This window comes from Bacillus sp. FJAT-42376, from assembly GCF_003816055.1.
In the GTDB taxonomy this organism is placed as follows: Bacteria; Bacillota; Bacilli; order Bacillales; family Bacillaceae; genus Metabacillus_B.
The window spans coordinates 2779830-2797207 of the sequence record NZ_CP033906.1 but is presented as its reverse complement, the minus strand read 5'-3'; the positions used below and the strand labels follow the sequence as shown (position 1 = coordinate 2797207).

18 protein-coding genes and 1 riboswitch are annotated in these 17378 nt (G+C 43.6%); of the genes, 16 read left to right on the top strand and 2 right to left on the bottom strand.

All coding sequences use genetic code 11. The features are described 5' to 3' along the window. The first annotated feature begins 17 nt into the window (after positions 1 to 17). From sigX to CEF21_RS14000, 3 genes are all read left to right on the top strand, one after another. Positions 18 to 563, top strand: coding sequence for an RNA polymerase sigma factor SigX (gene sigX, locus CEF21_RS14010; RefSeq protein WP_123917357.1), 546 nt, complete (start codon positions 18 to 20; stop codon positions 561 to 563). Further along, positions 544 to 1770: a GerMN domain-containing protein gene (locus tag CEF21_RS14005; RefSeq protein WP_123917355.1), complete on the top strand. Its 1227-nt coding sequence runs from the start codon at positions 544 to 546 to the stop codon at positions 1768 to 1770. The genes sigX and CEF21_RS14005 overlap by 20 nt, the downstream gene beginning before the upstream one ends. Before the next feature lie 105 nt (positions 1771 to 1875). Continuing rightward, positions 1876 to 2688: a histidinol-phosphatase gene (locus CEF21_RS14000; RefSeq protein ID WP_123920252.1), complete on the top strand. Its 813-nt coding sequence runs from the start codon at positions 1876 to 1878 to the stop codon at positions 2686 to 2688. Between the two features lie 199 nt (positions 2689 to 2887). Here the strand turns inward: CEF21_RS14000 and serA are convergent, their stop codons facing one another. Continuing rightward, complete coding sequence (serA, locus tag CEF21_RS13995; RefSeq protein ID WP_123917353.1) at positions 2888 to 4459, bottom strand: phosphoglycerate dehydrogenase; 1572 nt, start codon at positions 4457 to 4459, stop codon at positions 2888 to 2890. A 189-nt stretch (positions 4460 to 4648) separates the two neighbouring features. Then, a riboswitch (FMN riboswitch) is annotated at positions 4649 to 4783 on the top strand. A 140-nt stretch (positions 4784 to 4923) separates the two neighbouring features. Between serA and CEF21_RS13990 the strand changes: the two genes are divergently transcribed. Continuing rightward, the gene (locus tag CEF21_RS13990) at positions 4924 to 5499 is read left to right on the top strand and encodes an ECF transporter S component (protein ID WP_123917351.1); all 576 of its coding nucleotides are present in this window, start codon (positions 4924 to 4926) and stop codon (positions 5497 to 5499) included. 51 nt (positions 5500 to 5550) lie between these two features. On the opposite strand, the gene CEF21_RS13985 is transcribed toward CEF21_RS13990, so the two are convergent. After that, complete coding sequence (locus tag CEF21_RS13985; RefSeq protein WP_123917349.1) at positions 5551 to 5799, bottom strand: ferredoxin; 249 nt, start codon at positions 5797 to 5799, stop codon at positions 5551 to 5553. Between the two features lie 267 nt (positions 5800 to 6066). Here CEF21_RS13985 and CEF21_RS13980 point away from each other — a divergent pair, with 267 nt between their 5' ends. From CEF21_RS13980 to prsW, 12 genes are all read left to right on the top strand, one after another. After that, a complete protein-coding gene (locus tag CEF21_RS13980; protein WP_123917347.1) occupies positions 6067 to 7107 on the top strand; it encodes a YpbB family protein in 1041 nt (346 codons plus the stop codon). Between the two features lie 7 nt (positions 7108 to 7114). Further along, positions 7115 to 8593 carry a RecQ family ATP-dependent DNA helicase gene (locus CEF21_RS13975; protein WP_164462195.1) on the top strand — a complete coding sequence of 493 codons (1479 nt, stop codon included), beginning with the start codon at positions 7115 to 7117 and terminating at the stop codon, positions 8591 to 8593. After that, positions 8574 to 9161, top strand: coding sequence for a CPBP family intramembrane glutamic endopeptidase (locus tag CEF21_RS13970; protein WP_123917343.1), 588 nt, complete (start codon positions 8574 to 8576; stop codon positions 9159 to 9161). Before CEF21_RS13975 ends, CEF21_RS13970 begins: the two co-directional genes overlap by 20 nt. Before the next feature lie 4 nt (positions 9162 to 9165). Beyond that, on the top strand, positions 9166 to 9936 hold the full coding sequence (locus tag CEF21_RS13965) for a LysM peptidoglycan-binding domain-containing protein (RefSeq protein ID WP_123917341.1): 771 nt from the start codon (positions 9166 to 9168) through the stop codon (positions 9934 to 9936). A gap of 102 nt (positions 9937 to 10038) precedes the next feature. After that, positions 10039 to 10497, top strand: coding sequence for a DUF2663 family protein (locus CEF21_RS13960; protein ID WP_123917339.1), 459 nt, complete (start codon positions 10039 to 10041; stop codon positions 10495 to 10497). Positions 10498 to 10516: 19 nt separating this feature from the next. After that, positions 10517 to 11293 carry a metallophosphoesterase gene (locus tag CEF21_RS13955; protein ID WP_123917337.1) on the top strand — a complete coding sequence of 259 codons (777 nt, stop codon included), beginning with the start codon at positions 10517 to 10519 and terminating at the stop codon, positions 11291 to 11293. 100 nt (positions 11294 to 11393) lie between these two features. After that, on the top strand, positions 11394 to 12311 hold the full coding sequence (locus CEF21_RS13950; protein ID WP_123917335.1) for a MerR family transcriptional regulator: 918 nt from the start codon (positions 11394 to 11396) through the stop codon (positions 12309 to 12311). Between the two features lie 122 nt (positions 12312 to 12433). Then, positions 12434 to 13018, top strand: a complete 585-nt coding sequence (locus CEF21_RS13945) for a genetic competence negative regulator (protein WP_123917333.1) — start codon at positions 12434 to 12436, stop codon at positions 13016 to 13018. Between the two features lie 245 nt (positions 13019 to 13263). Then, positions 13264 to 14535 carry a Glu/Leu/Phe/Val family dehydrogenase gene (locus tag CEF21_RS13940; protein ID WP_123917331.1) on the top strand — a complete coding sequence of 424 codons (1272 nt, stop codon included), beginning with the start codon at positions 13264 to 13266 and terminating at the stop codon, positions 14533 to 14535. 124 nt (positions 14536 to 14659) lie between these two features. Further along, positions 14660 to 15631, top strand: coding sequence for a YpdA family putative bacillithiol disulfide reductase (locus tag CEF21_RS13935; protein WP_123917329.1), 972 nt, complete (start codon positions 14660 to 14662; stop codon positions 15629 to 15631). After that, entirely contained in the window at positions 15628 to 16599 is a 972-nt protein-coding gene (locus CEF21_RS13930; RefSeq protein WP_123917327.1) for an asparaginase, read from the top strand. The genes CEF21_RS13935 and CEF21_RS13930 overlap by 4 nt, the downstream gene beginning before the upstream one ends. A gap of 84 nt (positions 16600 to 16683) precedes the next feature. Then, positions 16684 to 17340 carry a glutamic-type intramembrane protease PrsW gene (gene prsW / locus CEF21_RS13925; protein ID WP_123917325.1) on the top strand — a complete coding sequence of 219 codons (657 nt, stop codon included), beginning with the start codon at positions 16684 to 16686 and terminating at the stop codon, positions 17338 to 17340. The last annotated feature ends 38 nt before the right edge of the window (positions 17341 to 17378 follow it).

Here is a 17378-nt window from a genome sequence, read left to right as displayed (position 1 = left end):
TGAACGGAGGGGTTTCCATGGAAGAAGCCTTTCAGACTTTATATGAAAAGCATCATCAGGATTTGTTTCAATTTCTTTTTTATATGGTGAAAGACCGTGAACAGGCAGAGGATCTTGTTCAAGAGGTCTACATCCGTGTATTGAAATCCTACGATAAGTTTGAAGGACGAAGCTCACAAAAAACGTGGCTCTTTTCAATCGCAAGGCATGTCGCGATTGACTGGTTCAGAAAACAAAAAACCATACGGCAGCGGATCATGGAGAAATTTGACTGGGATGCCAATCAGGTGAAGGATCAAGCACCATTACCTGATGAAATAGCCCTGCAAAACGAACAGGTGCAGTGGATTTATCAGGCGCTTGACTCGTGTACTATGGATCAGCGCACCGTTGTTATTATGAGATACATACAGGGTTTATCCATTCAGGAAACAGCTGAAGCGCTTACATGGTCGGAGAGCAAAGTAAAGACGACCCAGCACCGCGCAATCAAGACTTTGAAAAAGAGCATGGCTCATCTCAGCGAGAAGGAGGGAGCAAATAATGAAAAAATCCGAGTATAACGATCATGATATACAAGAACTTCTGTCAAAGCTTCCTGAAATGAAGGATAAACGCCCAAGAGATGAAGTGTATAAAGGCATCGGAAGAAACCGGCCTGTTATATTCCGGAAAATCTGGCTTGGCCCGATAGTCGCAAGCCTAGCAGCACTGTTTATCTTAGCTTTGATTTCTCCGTTTTGGATGGATGAATTCCAATCAGGCAGCAGCGGTTCACAGCCTCCTGAAACATCCATGGATAAAGCTTACGATACGTCCAAAAAGGAGACAGAAGAAGAAAAAAGAGCTCAGAAGCCTGATAGCAAACCGTCAGAGGAACGTTCCATCGATGAAGAGCTGCCTCCTAAAAACGCCGCCCCGGAACCGAAACAAGAGGAAAGTACAGAGAAAAATCCGTCCCCTCCTGAAAATCTGGATGTGACATTCCTCGCAGGGAATAACCTGGAAAACCGGTCGCTCGTATTGGCCTACTCGGACATCGGCGTAAATTATACGATCCCTGTAACGCTCATATCGGACAGCGGATCTCTTCAAGCGGATCAATATAATCAGGCGCATGCCTCTTTTAAAGAAGAAGAGCTCGGTTTAACAGATTTTTTTCAGGACACGGAAATCCGGGCATCAAAAAATCCGGAGCATATCGAAATTCATATAAATGACAGCCGGAAAATCACCAGTTCATCAGATGCCCTTTTTGCGGAAATGATTCAGGAATCATTCAGCGGCAAAGGGTATACGTCTGCAGAACTTTTTACGGGAGAGAGCCCGGGTATGGATATGGGACCACTCGGGGAGATGGAGGAAATTGAGCTGAAACCGGCAGGGAAAAAGGCCTTTTATAAATACGGCCAGGGCAGCAAACCGTTATTTGTGCAGTCGATGGCCTCTTTTGAAACGGCCGGTGATGCCATCGAAAACATGTATGAGCCTCCAGGCAGCGATTTGCAGTCTGTGTTTGTGAAAGGAACAAAAATTGAATCTGTAATAGAAAATGACCATGAACTCATTCTTACCTTTACTCCATATGATTTTAATAATGACGAGCAAACCATTTTTATGCTGGAAGCTCTCCTTTTGACAGCAAAAGAATTTGACTTTCAGACGGTGCAATTTAAGAACATCAGTCTGGAAAAAATCGGCACGATGGATGTCAGCAAGCCGATTCCCGTGCCTTTCGGGCCCAACCCTGTACCTGTAAAGATGAAATAAGAGCGGATATCTGCTTACAAATAGAAATTGTCAAAAGATTCTCCTTTTTTCTTACCTCTATCGCTTCACTATGTTAAAGTGATAGAAGGAGAAGGAGGAATGATTATGCTAACGGATTACCATAACCATCTCGAACGAGGGACCCTTACATTAGATTATCTGAAAAAGTTTACGGATGAGGCAAAGCGGAAGAATATCGGACATTTTGGTATCTCTGAACATGCTTACCATTTTTATCAGACAGCCGATATTTTAAGCAATCCTTGGGTGGATGAAAGAAGATTTTATGATATGGAAGACTATAACGCTTTATTCCGCGAAGCTTCCAATGCCGGCCTTGATGTGAAAAAGTCCATTGAAATGGACTATACTCCTGGAAAACATAAAGAAATGGAACGATTTATCAAGCAGTATGATTTTGATTACGTCATCGGCTCTATCCATTGGGTGGATGATTTTGGCATTGATCTAAAGGAGTTCATCCATGAATGGGATCATCGGGACCTGTATGATACATATACAAAATACTATGATCAGGTTGTAACGCTTGCTGAGTCCAATCTATTCGATATTGTCGGTCATTTGGATCTCGTTAAGATTTTTAACTACGTGCCGGAAAATGAAGAGTTTTTGCTTGAACAGTATGAGAGAGCTGCCCGTGCCCTTTCCAACAGTAAAACGTGTGTGGAGATTAGCACAGCCGGATTAAGAAAGCCGACAGGTCAGCTGTATCCGGATGAGAGACTTTTAAAGATGTGTCATGACAAAGGCGTGCCAATCGTCCTCTCCTCTGATGCCCACCAGCCTCAGGATGTAGGCGCGGATTATGACCAGGCTGTGGCTCTGGCAAAAAGAACAGGCTATGAGACCATTGTGACGTTTTCTAAAGGTGAAAGAACGATTGTTCCGCTTGGCTAATACTTGGAGGGTCTGTCAGCTGCTGAGAAGAATGAATAAAAAAGATACCCCGGACGGTGAGAACCCGTTCCGGGGATTTTATTTTAGCAGGATATAGATGTATCGTATTTGAAGCGGGAGGCATTGAGATTCCTCCTTGTATCTCATATAAACAGGAGAACCAGCCAATCCATCTGTTCTGGCAGATAGATCCTCTTCTTTAGAGATCAATCGCCTTCACGAAAACAATTTCATCCAAATTGGAGAGTGCCGCTATGGTCGGTTTTTCAAGAGACCGGTCGAAGGAGAGCATCATAATGGCTTCTCCGCCTTTTTCTTTCCTTCCAACTTGCATTGTCGCAATATTCACCGCATGATCCCCGAGAATCTTCCCTACATTCCCGATTACACCGGGTACATCCGTATGCTGAATATATAGAAGATGGCCAGAAGGATGAAAATCGATGGAGAATCCGTTTACCGATACAATTCTTTCTCCAAAATGGGGGATGAAGGTCCCTTTCAGCTCGGAGGTTTTATGCTCACCGTGAATGGTCACCGTCATGCTGTTGGAATAACCGGAATTGACGTCCGAGACTTTTTCGATAAACTGGATGCCCCGTTCTCTCGCCAGTACACCGGCATTTACTGTATTAATTGTAATGTCCATACGCTGCTTCAGGAAGGAGGCAATCATGCTTTTAGTCACATAGGCTGTCTCAATCTCCGCCGCGGTCCCTTCGTATTCGATTGTGATGCTGTGAACCGGTTCATTCATATATTGAGACAGGAAAGACCCAATTCTCTGAGCCAAAGTATCATAAGGAGCCACTTTTTGATAAGCTTCATCCGACATGGCAGGAAGATTAATAGATGTTGTCACCTGTTTTCCTTCAACGAAAAGAAGAACTTCTTTAGACACTTGATACGCTACATTCAGCTGGGCTTCTTTTGTGGAGGCGCCGAGATGCGGTGTGGCGATGACCTGTTCAAATTCCAGGAGCCGGGTATGCTCAGGAGGTTCAACCTCGAACACATCGAGTGCTACACCCCGCACATGCCCATTTTCAAGATATGTACAGAGCGCATCTTCATCAATAATCCCTCCGCGTGCACAGTTTACAAGGTAAACCCCTTTTTTTGTTTTTCCGATCGTTTCTTTATTGAGCAGACCCTTTGTCTCTTTCGTTAAGGGCGTGTGAACGGTAATAATATCAGCCTGGGTGAGGAGTTCATTGAAATCATGCTTTTCAACACCGATCTTTTCAGACCGCTCTTTTGTAAGGAACGGATCAAATACAGCCACTCTCATTCCGAAAGCTTTCGCCCTGCGTGCAAGTTCAGTGCCTATTCTGCCCAAGCCCACAATTCCAAGCATTTTTCCATGAAGTTCGCTTCCGACAAAGGAAGATCTTTTCCATTCGCGGTTTTTCACGGACATATTGGCCTGAGGGATATGCCGCACTAAAGAAGCAATCATGGCAAACGTATGCTCAGCAGTAGAGATAGTATTTCCATCAGGTGCATTGATTACGATAATCCCTCTGCGTGTTGCCTGCTCCAAATCAATATTATCGACTCCCACACCGGCTCTGGCTATAATTTTTAAGTTCGGCATTTGATTCATAAGTTCTTTCGTTACCTTTGTGGCACTTCGAACAAAAAGGGCATCATATTGGGACAAGTCAGATTCCTCATGCGCGTTTTTTTGAATGATTTCAATATGGTCCGCCTCTAACAGCGGCTCTAATCCATCTCTGCTGATTGGGTCTGATACAAGAACTCGAAACATGAAATCGCCTCCGGTCTCAATTTGTTAGATAATTTATCATATTGAGAATAGTGTAACAATACTAATCATCACGGTAAAGTGTGAAAGCGGTTACTTATGGAATATTTTTTCTCTGCGGACCCGAAGACTTTTTTCTATACAAATGAGGAAAAAGCCGATATAATTACTTGGAATACAAAATATAATATGATCATTCTTCGGGGCAGGGTGCAATTCCCTACCGGCGGTGATGAGGCAATAGTCTCTAAGCCCGCGAGCCTGATAAGGGCAGGATCTGGTGCGACTCCAGAGCCGACAGTATAGTCTGGATGGGAGAAGATGGTGGCTGAACGATGAAAAATTCAATTTTTCACGTTTATTCAGATTGCACATTAACTCCCTCTGTCCATTCGGCAGGGGGTTTTTTGCAAATCAGAACAGCCCTTCTTTTCAAGAGAGAGATCATGAAAAGGAGAGAAACAGCAATGGTACAAAGCAAACTAAGAAAAAGAGTGGTTACAGCGGTATTAAGCAGTATAGCTTACTTACTGATGATGCTCGAAATTCCTTATCCGGGCAGTGCGTTTTTAAAAATCGATTTCAGTGATGTTCCGGCACTGGCTGCTATGATCCTTTTTGGACCGGGCTCAGCACTTCTGGTTGAAGCATTGAAAAATGTTCTTCATTATTTTCTGCAGGGCAGCGGCACGGGGATTCCTATTGATCAGGCATCTAACTTCATAGCAGGTGCATGTTTGATTTTGCCGGCATGGTTTGTTTATAAAAAGAACCAGACGGTGAAAGGCCTGATTATGGGTGCAAGTGCAGGCATCCTCTCAATGGCTGTACTGATGTCCGTGTTTAACTATTATGTTGCACTCCCGGTTTACACTTATTTTATGGGGATGCCGCAAATGAACGCTGAACAGATTTACAAATTTATCATAATCGGGATCCTGCCATTTAATTTGATTAAGGGAATCCTGGTTTCTGCGATTTTCACAATGGTTTATATAAGAATGAAATCCTGGTTTGATCAGAAATCCATCCAAACCGGATGATCCTATAAAAAAATCCCCCGGCCTGATTAAGCCGGGGGATTTTTAGTGTTTCTATTCAAATTTAAGTGCGTCGCCTTCGAATGGCTCATCCGCAACTTTAATGGAATCTGTCGGACAGCCTTCGTAAGCGTCCATCATATCCTCTTCTAAAACCTCGGGAATTTCAACGATCCCTTGATTCTCATCAAGTGTCACGAATGCAATCCCTTCATCATCGTAATCATAAATATCCGGTGCTGCAGCTCCGCAAGCTCCGCATGCAATGCATGTGTCTTTATCAACAATCGTATACTTTGCCATAAAACATACCTCCTGATCTTTCTTAGGACTGAACGATTTGACGTCCGGCAATCCTCAGTGTTCCGGATGTGAAGTCCTTAACTTATACCTATTGTATAGATGTTGTATGAACATTTCAATAAAAAAATCCATTGAGAATACTTATCATATCTGCATTTCCCGTTCTTACAATACCCTTTTGCAGGAGCTTTAAACGTCTCCGGTTTGTGAAAAATCTGCTAGAATATAAATGGAGAAAATGCTTTTGCAAAGTGCGGGTGATTCATAATGATCGTGACAGGATATTCATATATTTCTCTTTTGTGTCTGGACCGGTTCAACGGGGAAAGGTCTTTTTCAGCCATTTATCATTTGCTGAGAGGAAAAAAAACATCCCAAACACTTCAGGATATGCAGCTGTTTGAACTCACAGGATTCTTTTCCCTATTCCCGCAAATCAGCCGGGATAAAATTGAAGAGGCATGCAAAAGCCTAAAGATGGAAGGGCTCATCAATGAGAAGGGAATTCTTACCGGACAAGGCAAAGAGGTTCTGAAAAAAAACCTATCCATTATGCCGGTTCCATCTGAATTGAACAGCTGGAAATTTGGTAAAGAGGCGAGAGAGGCTTGGACGAAATTGTCGCTTCTCGTTCAGACCATTACCCATTTGATTCATAAGCAATCCCGTTTTCTTCCTATTACCGCTGACGATGAGGCGCAATTATGGGTGAAAAAGTTTGTATTATCCAGCAATGTGAGCAAATCGGAACTCTCTTCGCGATTATATAAAGAGCTGGAACTTTTTTTATCGGATAAAGAGGATTTCCTGGCTGAGCTGTTTGTATTCCGCCTCACAACTCCATCCCGTGCGGGGCTGACATATATGCAGCTGGAAGACAGGCTTGACAGAGATTCTGTGTATTTAGAGATTTGTTTCTGGGGTCTGATGCACGGGCTTCTTGAGCGGTGTACATCTGAAACGTTCCCTCTTTTATCAATGCTGAAAACAGAGGAGCAGTCTTATGCCCTGCCCCTCACTCAATCAGCCAAAAGAACACATCGTTTGCTTCTGCAGGGTATCGACAAGGAATCTGCAGGCAGAATCAGAAACCTAAAGCAAAGTACCATAGAAGACCATATAGTAGAAATCGCCATGCATGATGCGCATTTTGATCTGACTCCCTATATTCTTCCTTCTGAAAAGGAAGAAATCCTGCTGGCCGTCAGACAGCTGAAAACGAAACAGCTGAAAAAAATCAAAGACCACTTGGATGGGAACTATAGCTACTTTCAGATCAGGCTTGGAATGGCAGGAGCAAAGAGGTGAATGGCAAATGGATATTCAAGAGGTCTTAAAAAAATTTTTTGGACATGATACGTTCCGGGAAGGTCAAAAGGAAATCATCCAAGATCTACTAGCTGGCAGAGATGTGATCGCGATGCTTCCGACCGGAGGAGGGAAGTCCCTTTGCTATCAGCTTCCCGGCTACGTAATGAGGGGGACTGTCATTATCATCTCCCCGCTGCTTGCGCTAATGGAGGATCAGGCCGCTCAATTAAAAATAAACGGGGAAAAAAGGGTTATTGCTCTGAACAGCTTTTTGCCTTATGAAGAAAGGCGGATTGCCTTGCATCATCTTTCTGAGTACCGGTTTATTTTTCTCTCTCCTGAAAGCCTGAGCAGTGAATGGATATTAAATGCCCTTAAGAAAATTGATATTTCATTATTTGTTGTGGATGAAGCCCACTGTATTTCACAATGGGGGCACGATTTCCGGCCCGATTATTCGCTAATCGGAAAAGCAAGAGCGGAGTTAAATGATGCGCCGTGTTTAGCTATGACTGCCACGGCAACAAAAGAGGTATTAGAGGATATTCAATCTTCGCTGGAACTGGCTGATCCTGCGCTGCACTTACATTCGGTCAACAGGCCGAATATCGCTTTAGTGGTCAAAAGAACAGAAGGGCTCGAGGATAAAATGAGTCAGCTTTCAGAGCTTGCCGGACATCTGGAGGGGCCGGGAATTATTTACTGCGCCAGCAGGCAATGGACAGAAAAGATCGCTTCTTTTCTTAAAGAGAAAACGTCCGGGAACGTGGCTTATTACCATGGAGGAATGGAAAATGAGCAGCGGATGCTCATTCAGCAGCAGTTTATAAATGGCCAGCTGGATATGGTCTGCTGCACAAGTGCATTCGGCATGGGCGTGAATAAAAATAATATCCGGTATGTCATCCATTTTCATATGCCGGCCAGGATGGACGCCTATATGCAGGAAACCGGAAGAGCCGGACGCGATGGACTCCCTGCTATTGCGGTCACTTTATATGATCAAGAGGATGTGCAGCTCCCGTTCTTTATGATTGAAAGAGAACTGCCCGCATTCGATGAACTTCAAGCCTATCTATCTTCACTGGATTCCGGTACATATAAGATCGAAATTGAGGAGACCCATGAACGGTTTATCCTTCACCATGCAGAAAAATTAAAGGGACTCGGGCTGAATGAAAAAACCGCAGAAATCTGGAAGAAAATTCAGGAGCGTCACCAAAATAAGACCGAAAAGCTAAGGGATATGATAAAATGGTATTCGACAGATGCTTGCAGAAGAAGTGGAATTTTGGCTCATTTCGGTGAAAAAAGCGAAAATCCGTCCTTCACCTCATATTGCTGCGACCACTGCGGCGCTGAGGAATCTGCCTATTATGGCCAAACAAGGCAATCATCCTGTTTTGAAGAAGCGGGCGATTGGAAAAAAGAGCTGATGACGATGTTTAAAGTGAGTGAACCGATTGTTAAAAAAACAAAATGATGTGATTCATGCGCTGTCAGACCGCCAGATGATTCAGCAGCTGTACCTTACTCAATTGATATTAGCCATTGCCGGACTCGCGGCATCTTTCATCTTTCTTGGGAATATGTTTGCGCCTGCAGAGACAATAGGCTTTAATATACCGGATATCTTATACGGAGCCGGTCTTGCAGCTGGTGTAATCGGCGCAAACTGGGTGATGGTGAAAACGGCTCCTGCTGAATGGTATGACGATGGGGGCATCAATGAGAAGCTTTTCAGAAGCTGCTCCATTCCCCATATCGCTCTGATGGCTGCATGTATAGCTATGACAGAAGAGTGGCTGTTCAGGGGTGTCCTGCAAACCGAATTTGGTTTGGCGGCGGCAAGCATTATTTTTTCTGTCCTTCATATCCGTTATTTATCTAAAATTCTTTTATTTTCTATGGTTACGGCGGTTAGTTTGCTGATAGGTATCCTATATGATCTGACCGGCAATCTGATTACTACCGTCATTGCCCATTTTCTGATTGATTTTATATTTGGCGTCCAGATCAGGAAAAAGTATCTTAATAGAGGTGAATCTTAACGCGATGAGAAAGCGAATGTATTCTCCGGAACATGCTGAAGGTCCGAGAAAGCAATCCATTTCAGATTTGAAAGACAGGAATGGAGAATATCCATCAAGAACCGAAATCCACCGATCCAGAAAACGCACTCAGGACAGCAAGAAAAAAGTGAAGCTTAAATACCCTCTCATCAGCTTTCTGGCGCTGTGTTTTATTCTGCTGCCCGTCCTTTTTCTATTTATCACCTATTATTATGATGGCGGCACGACAGTAGACAATGGACAGAAACTAAAAGATTATGACTCCATTATTATTGATAACAATCAAACGGATGGAAAGTCCACTGAAGGATCAGATCCGGCAGAATCTCCAAAAGAAGAAAGCAGCGGTGCCAGGCAGGAAAGCGAATCGGACAATCTGGCTGCTTCTCTTCCTGTTACCGGACAGGATTCAGAACGAGAGGAAAAACAGGAATCTCCGGTACCGTCTACAGGTGCATCTGAAGCCTCCCCAGACCGAGGGGAGAAAAAGAGTGCTCCCTCTGAACCGGCCGGTAAAGCGGATACGCGTGCTGAACCAGCTGTAAAAGCAGAACCATCAGCAGAACGAGACGATGAAAAAGCAAACTCGGACAGAGTGGTTGAACATGTCGTAAAGCCGAATGAAAACTTATTCCGCATTTCTCTGAAATATTTTAAAAGCAGAGAAGGAGAAGCGATTATTAAAGATTATAATCAGCTGTCAGCTGATGAGGTTTATGCCGGACAAGTACTTGAAATTCCATTAAAGCAATGATAATCTTCGTTCAGGTGAACGGAGATTTTTTTAGCTCTGTCATTACATACCCTGTCTTTATGGCGAATAAGTATAAAGAAAGACTGAATTCAGGGTGATAATATGGAAAAAGCGATTAAAGGACTGGATCCCGTTACAGATGAACCGACAAAAAAAATGCTGCAGGGGCTGGTCGAGAAAAAGAGAAAATTTGACCGATTGAAACAAAAGGTTCTGACTTTCCAGCTTGCAGCGTTTGTTTGCGTGCTTGCCTTTATGCTTTACTTTTATAAAGCGGTGGTACTGACAAGTGATAACAGCTTATCCAAGGTGCTTTCCCAATTTGTAAACGAATCATTTCATCTGTATTTCCTTGTGGCCATTGCAGGAATCTATGCCACGGCCCTATATTTTAAAAAAAAGGAAGAAAAAGCGGAAGCCGAATTTCACACACTGCGCTGCGAGGTCATCCGAAAAAGCGGCGAACTGTGGCCTCAGCCCTATCATTGGAAAAAAAGAACGGCCGTATTTCAAATCATGAAAAGTGAATTTGACATTAATCTTTTCTACGAAAGCAAATAAGCAGAAGTCAGGTGGTCTTATGGGATTATTACTTTTGGGAGTGGTGCTGGCAGGCTTTTTTATGCTGGCCTATATGTTTATGCAGGCACATCAGAACCGCCTCGCTTTCCTTCATCTGGAGTATGGCAATTTCCCGTTAGAGAAGGGAGAGCTGAGTATTCTTTTTATTTCAGACATACACAGAAGAAGGATATCAGGCAAGCTGCTGGACCGGATGCCTCATAAACCGGACCTGATTTGCATAGGCGGGGATTTAACGGAAAAAGGAGTTCCGCTTGAAAGAACCCGCAAAAATTTAAACATGCTCAGGACATACGGAGAAACCGTTATGGTGCTAGGGAATAATGACCCGGAAGCCGGCCTTTCGGCACTTAAGCAAGTACTGGAAGAAGAACGGATTATTCTCCTGGAAAATGATTCGTTCCCGATTGCAAAAGACAAACCCGGAAATGTTCAGCTTGTCGGAGTGAGCGAGCTGAAATTTAAATGGGACAGGCTGGAGCTTGCTTTACTTAAATCGAAGGAGGCTGATTTCCGGATCCTACTCTGCCATAACCCGGAAATTGAAAGACAGCTGGATAAGGGCTCTGGGATTCAGCTTGCATTATCAGGACACACTCATGGCGGGCAGATCCGTCTATTCGGTTTTGGGCCATATGAAAAGGGGAAATTTCATAAGAAGGAGTTTGGAGATCACCTTATCAGCAATGGATATGGGACTACACAGCTGCCACTCCGGCTCGGAGCCCGTTCAGAAGCACATTTCATTACCATAACGTCTAAAAAAGTTGATTAACAATACTTATACAAAGTTTACACAAGGTGTTCATTTAGATATAATTCAGATAAGAAGTTTTTGCATGTATGTGTCATTGTGCTGTGATGGAGGATTGACAATGCCAAATCCAGAAGAAGGTAAATATAATATTAAAGCGGTTTCGAAAATGCTGGGGATTCAGCCCGGTACATTGAGAGCGTGGGAAAGACGCTATCAGATGATTGCTCCAGTCCGGAATGAATCCGGCCACCGGCTGTATACAGAAGACCATATCCGGATTTTAAAATGGCTCATAAATAAGGTGAATAAAGGTTTTTCAATCAGTCAGGCCGTTCATCTGCTTGAAAATAACGGTCTCCCGGTCAATGATGGCTTACTGGAACCTGAACAGACTTCAGACCGTTCTGTTGAGCTGATGGATGACCTATTAAAAGCGTTGCTGGCGTTTGATGAAAATCTGGCTCATGAACTGATGAACCGGGCCTTCAGTCTATATTCAATTGATAAGGTAATGATTGATATACTCGGACATGTTCTGGCCAAAGTAGGGGATCTGTGGGAGCAGGGAAAAATTACGACGGCCCATGAACATTTTGCCACCTCCTTTTTGAGGTCCAGAATCGGAATGATTCTTCATACCCTCCCGGTGAACGGACTTCTCCCTAAGGTCATTGCTGTATGCGGACCAGGTGAATGGCATGAAATGGGTTTGCTCATTTTTACTCTGTTTTTACGGAGAAGAGGTTTTGAAGTCATTTACTTAGGATCCAGTATTGCAGAAAACGATCTTCCTGTTGTATTGGAAGAGGTGCGTCCCAAATTCCTCTTTTTATCATGTACGTTAACAAAAAATATTAATGGGACTCTTGAAACCGTAAATACTCTTAAGGAAAGATTTCCAGATCTTCAGATTGGACTGGGCGGCACCGCTTTCCAATTGATGGAAGAGGACAAGAGGGATGATTATCAGGATTTTCTTCTTGGAGATTCCAATCATGAATGGGAGATCTGGCTGAAAGAGAAGCTTGCTCAATAACAAGGGAATAAACTTGTCTATTTTTCGATGCCGTTGTAAACTGTTAACAAAATAACGAACCATCTTACTTGTAAATCATACAATAATTACATGGTAAGGGTTTTACGGCAGGAGGGAAAGAGATGCGTTTGGAGCGCCTTAATTATAACAAAATCAAGATATTTCTCACGATTGACGATCTTATGGATCGCGGTCTGACTAAGGAAGACCTGTGGAAGGATTCATTCAAGGTGCATCAGCTCTTCAAAGATATGATGAATGAAGCAAGCCTTGAACTTGGCTTTGAGGCTCACGGATCTCTTGCTGTGGAAGTGTTTTCTCTCCAGGCTCAGGGGATGGTAGTTATTGTAACGAAAAGCAATGAAGAAACAGAAGAAGAAGAGGAAGAATATGCAGACGATTATATTGAAATGCAGGTTAAACTCGATGAGAGCATAGACATTGTCTATGAATTTCAAACATTCGAGGATCTCATTCAGTTGTCTAAAGCATTGAATCTTATAGGTTTGACTCAGGGAGCCGTCTATTTCTATAATCAGAAATACTTCCTTCATTTAGATGATTATGCACCCGCCGAGATCGAAACGGTTATCGCTGTACTGGCGGAATTCGGAAGTTCGACAACACTTACCCTTCACAGGCTCCATGAATATGGCAAGCTCATTATGGAAGATGAAGCGGTTCGCCAGCTCAATTATTATTTTTAGCGAAAAAGCCGGAAAAGCCTTTAAACAAAGGACTTTCCGGCTTTTATTTTTAATGGGATCTTTCTCGTCTGCACGTCCCGGAAATTTTTACAATCCGAAATTTCAATCTGCTGGAACCGTTCGCAATTCTATGTCAAAATTTCCCCTCAAAACAGCCATTATGTCTTTGCATAACAACATTGAAGGTGTATACTATTGTCTGAAAGGCCGTCTATATCAATTGATTGACATTAGGAGGTTTACTTATGGTAGCCGAGAAAAACACCGAGAATAATCATGACAAGCATGATGTGTTAAAATCGACCCAAACGGTGATACATAAAGCCCTTGAGAAGCTGGGCTATCCTGAAGAAGTGTACGAACTGCTGAAAGAACCAATTCGAATGATGACTGTGAAAATCCCTGTCCGCATGGACGATGGTTCCGTTAAAATTTTTACGGGCTACCGTGCGCAGCACAATGATGCAGTCGGACCAACAAAAGGCGGAATCCGTTTTCATCCAAATGTTACGGAAACCGAAGTTAAAGCGCTTTCAATCTGGATGAGTCTTAAGTGCGGCATTGTAGATTTGCCATACGGCGGAGGGAAAGGCGGCATAGTCTGCGATCCGCGGGACATGTCTTTCAGAGAGCTTGAGCGCTTGAGCCGGGGGTATGTTCGGGCGATCAGTCAAATTGTCGGACCGACCAAAGATATTCCGGCGCCGGATGTTTTTACCAATTCCCAAATTATGGCCTGGATGATGGATGAGTACAGCAGGATTGATGAATTTAATTCTCCAGGTTTTATTACAGGCAAGCCCCTTGTTCTCGGAGGTTCTCACGGCCGGGAATCGGCTACAGCCAAAGGGGTAACGATTTGCATATTTGAAGCGGCAAAACGGAAAGGGATTTCACTTGAAGGAGCCCGTGTAGTGGTTCAGGGATTCGGCAATGCGGGAAGTTTCCTGTCTAAATTCATGCACGATGCAGGAGCGAAAGTAGTCGGGATTTCCGATGCATATGGCGGATTGTATGATCCTGATGGACTCGATATCGATTATCTTCTCGATCGAAGAGACAGCTTCGGCACCGTAACAAAACTTTTCAATGATACAATTACAAATAAAGAACTTCTGGAGCTGGATTGCGATATTCTTGTACCGGCTGCAATAGAAAATCAGATTACAGAAGAAAACGCCCATAATATCAGAGCGTCCATTGTTGTGGAAGCAGCAAATGGCCCGACTACGCTTGAAGCGACCCAAATTTTAAGCGACCGCGGCGTTTTGCTCGTGCCTGACGTACTGGCCAGTGCGGGGGGAGTAACGGTCTCTTACTTTGAATGGGTGCAAAATAATCAAGGCTATTATTGGACCGAAGAGGAAGTAGAAGAAAAGCTTGAAAAAGTAATGGTGAAATCATTCAATAATATTTATGAAACGTCTCAGAACAGAAGAGTGGATATGAGACTCGCAGCCTATATGGTCGGCGTTCGCAAAACAGCCGAGGCCAGCAGATTCAGGGGCTGGATTTAATCCGTTGCAAGCTCACAGAAAATCTCCTATCATTAGATAGGAGATTTTTTTATCTATTACCTTCAGAGAACTTCTGATTGAGAGAAGCTCACACGAAGCAGGTCCTATAGGGGTGATACCATTTATGCAGACAGAAAATGTAATCATTGTCGGCGGCGGCCCATGCGGCTTGTCGGCGGCTATTGAATGCAAAAACATCGGATTGGATCCGCTGATCATCGAAAAAGGAAATATCGTTAATGCCATTTACCATTATCCGACCCATCAAACGTTCTTCAGCTCGAGTGAGAAGCTGGAAATCGGGGATGTGGCTTTTATTACCGAAAATCGAAAGCCGGTCAGAAATCAGGCACTCGCATACTACAGGTCTGTAGTTAAGAGGAAAGGCCTTAGAATCAACCCCTTTGAAAAGGTGGAGCAAGTACAAAAAGAAACGGATCAAACATTTACGCTGAGAACCTCTAAAACAAGCTATCGCGCAAAGCATGTTATTATCGCGACAGGCTATTACGATCATCCTAATTATATGAATATCCCTGGCGAAAACCTGCCGAAAGTATTCCATTACTTTAAAGAGGGGCATCCGTATTTTGATCAGGATGTGGCTGTGATCGGGGGAAAGAATTCAAGTGTTGATGCTGCGCTAGAGCTTGTAAAAGCCGGTGCAAGAGTGACGGTTCTCTACAGAGGGAATGAGTATTCAAAAAGTGTAAAACCATGGATTCTCCCGGAGTTTGAGGCGCTCGTTAGAAATGGTTCTATTAAGATGGAATTTGGAGCCTGTGCTTCAGAAATTACCGAAAATGAACTGGTATACACAATCGGTGAAACGATAAAAAGAATCCCGAATGACTTTGTTTTTGCAATGACCGGTTATCATCCTGACCACCATTTTTTAAAAAGCATGGGCATCGGAGTGGATTCGGAATCGGGCAGGCCGATCTATAACCCGGAAACGATGGAAACAAATGTGCAGGGCATTTTTATAGCTGGAGTGCTCGCTGCAGGAAACAACGCAAATGAAATCTTCATTGAAAATGGCCGGTTTCATGGGGGAATCATTGCGGATGCAATAAAAAAGGGGGAGTCCAATTGAAGAAAAAAGTTCTTTTGCTTACAACGGGAGGTACCATTGCGAGCAAGGAGATTGCAGAGGGTCTGCTTTCATCTGGAGAGCTGTCCGGCGAAGAACTGGCTGCACTGTGCAGGCTGCCGGAGGAGATTGAAGTAAAAGTCATTGATGTCATGAAGATGCCCAGCATGCATATTACGATGGAGAAAATGAATGAATTAAAAGAAATCATCTTGAAAGAATTTGAAGATCCAGAAGTGTCGGGAATGGTCGTCACCCACGGTACGGACAGCCTGGAAGAAACGTCCTATTTTCTGGATTTAACCATAAGCGACAAAAGACCAGTCGTGATTACAGGCTCTCAAAGAGCCCCTCATGATGTCGGGACGGATGTATACTCGAATCTCCGCAATTCCATCTATGCTGCGGCAAATGATGCCCTGGCAGATGCAGGTGCGGTGGTTGTCTTTAATGAACGGATTTATTCAGCAAAATATGTTAAAAAAGTTCATGCCTCCAACCTTCAGGGATTTGAGTCCTTCGGCTACGGCTATATGGGGATTATCGATAATGACCGGGTATCGATCTATCAGAAACCGATCAGGAGAGACCAGCATAATCTTGTAAGCCCTTTTCCGCGGGTTGATTTAATTAAATCCCATACAGGGCAGGACGGGTTGTTCATTCAGGCTTCCATTCAAGCCGGTGCCAAAGGAATTGTTATTGAAGGGGTAGGCAGGGGGCAGGTTACTCCATTCATGGTGCCTGCAATTGAGGAGGCTCTGAGAGCGGGCATTACGGTCGTGGTGACGACAAGTGCAGAAGAAGGAAAGGTTCATCCGACGTATAGTTACGCAGGGAGCGCAGAAGATCTTCAGCGCAAGGGAGTTTTGCTTGGAGGAGATTATGACAGCAAAAAAGCAAGAATCAAGCTGGGGGTATTGCTTTCAAGCAAAGGGTTTGCGGTACAGGAAGATTTCGATTCCTTCTAAGTCCGCAGGACATGTTCAATTGCCGGATTACATGATACGATGTAATTGGATGCAATTGACAAAACTTGAAATGAGGCTTTCCGTATGATCGCAGCCATTTCGGCAGGGTTCGCCCCTGGTCTTGCCATTTTATGCTATTTTTATTTAAAAGATCAATTTGAAACAGAGCCCATTTATATGGTCATCCGGGCTTTCATTTTCGGAATGATTCTTGTTTTCCCTCTCATGTTTATCCAATACATAATGGACGTTGAAAAGGTGTGGCCGAACGAATTTCTGCACATATTTTTCGCCTACGGTTTTTTGGAAGAGTTTTTTAAATGGTTCATTTTTCTGGTTGCCATTTATCCGCATGTCCATTTTGATGAGCATTACGACGGGATTGTGTATGGCAGTTCCATCTCTTTAGGATTTGCTACTCTTGAGAACATTCTGTTTCTTTTCGCAAATGGACTGGAGTTTGCCATGGGCAGAGCAGTATTTCCTGTTTCAAGCCATGCTCTTTTTGGTGTCATCATGGGCTATTACCTCGGTAAAAGCAAATTCACTCAAAATCCTCAGGATAAGAAAAAATGGCTCATACTCAGTCTTGCACTTCCTGTCATTCTGCATGGGCTATACGATTACATTTTATCTGCTTATCAATTTTGGCCAGTCATCATGCTGCCGTTTATGCTTTTCCTTTGGTGGTTTGCGCTGCATAAAGCCAAACAGGCGCGTATGGCAAAACATATTCATTAAAGGAGAGGTTGGGACAAAACTAAAATTGTTGTCCTTAA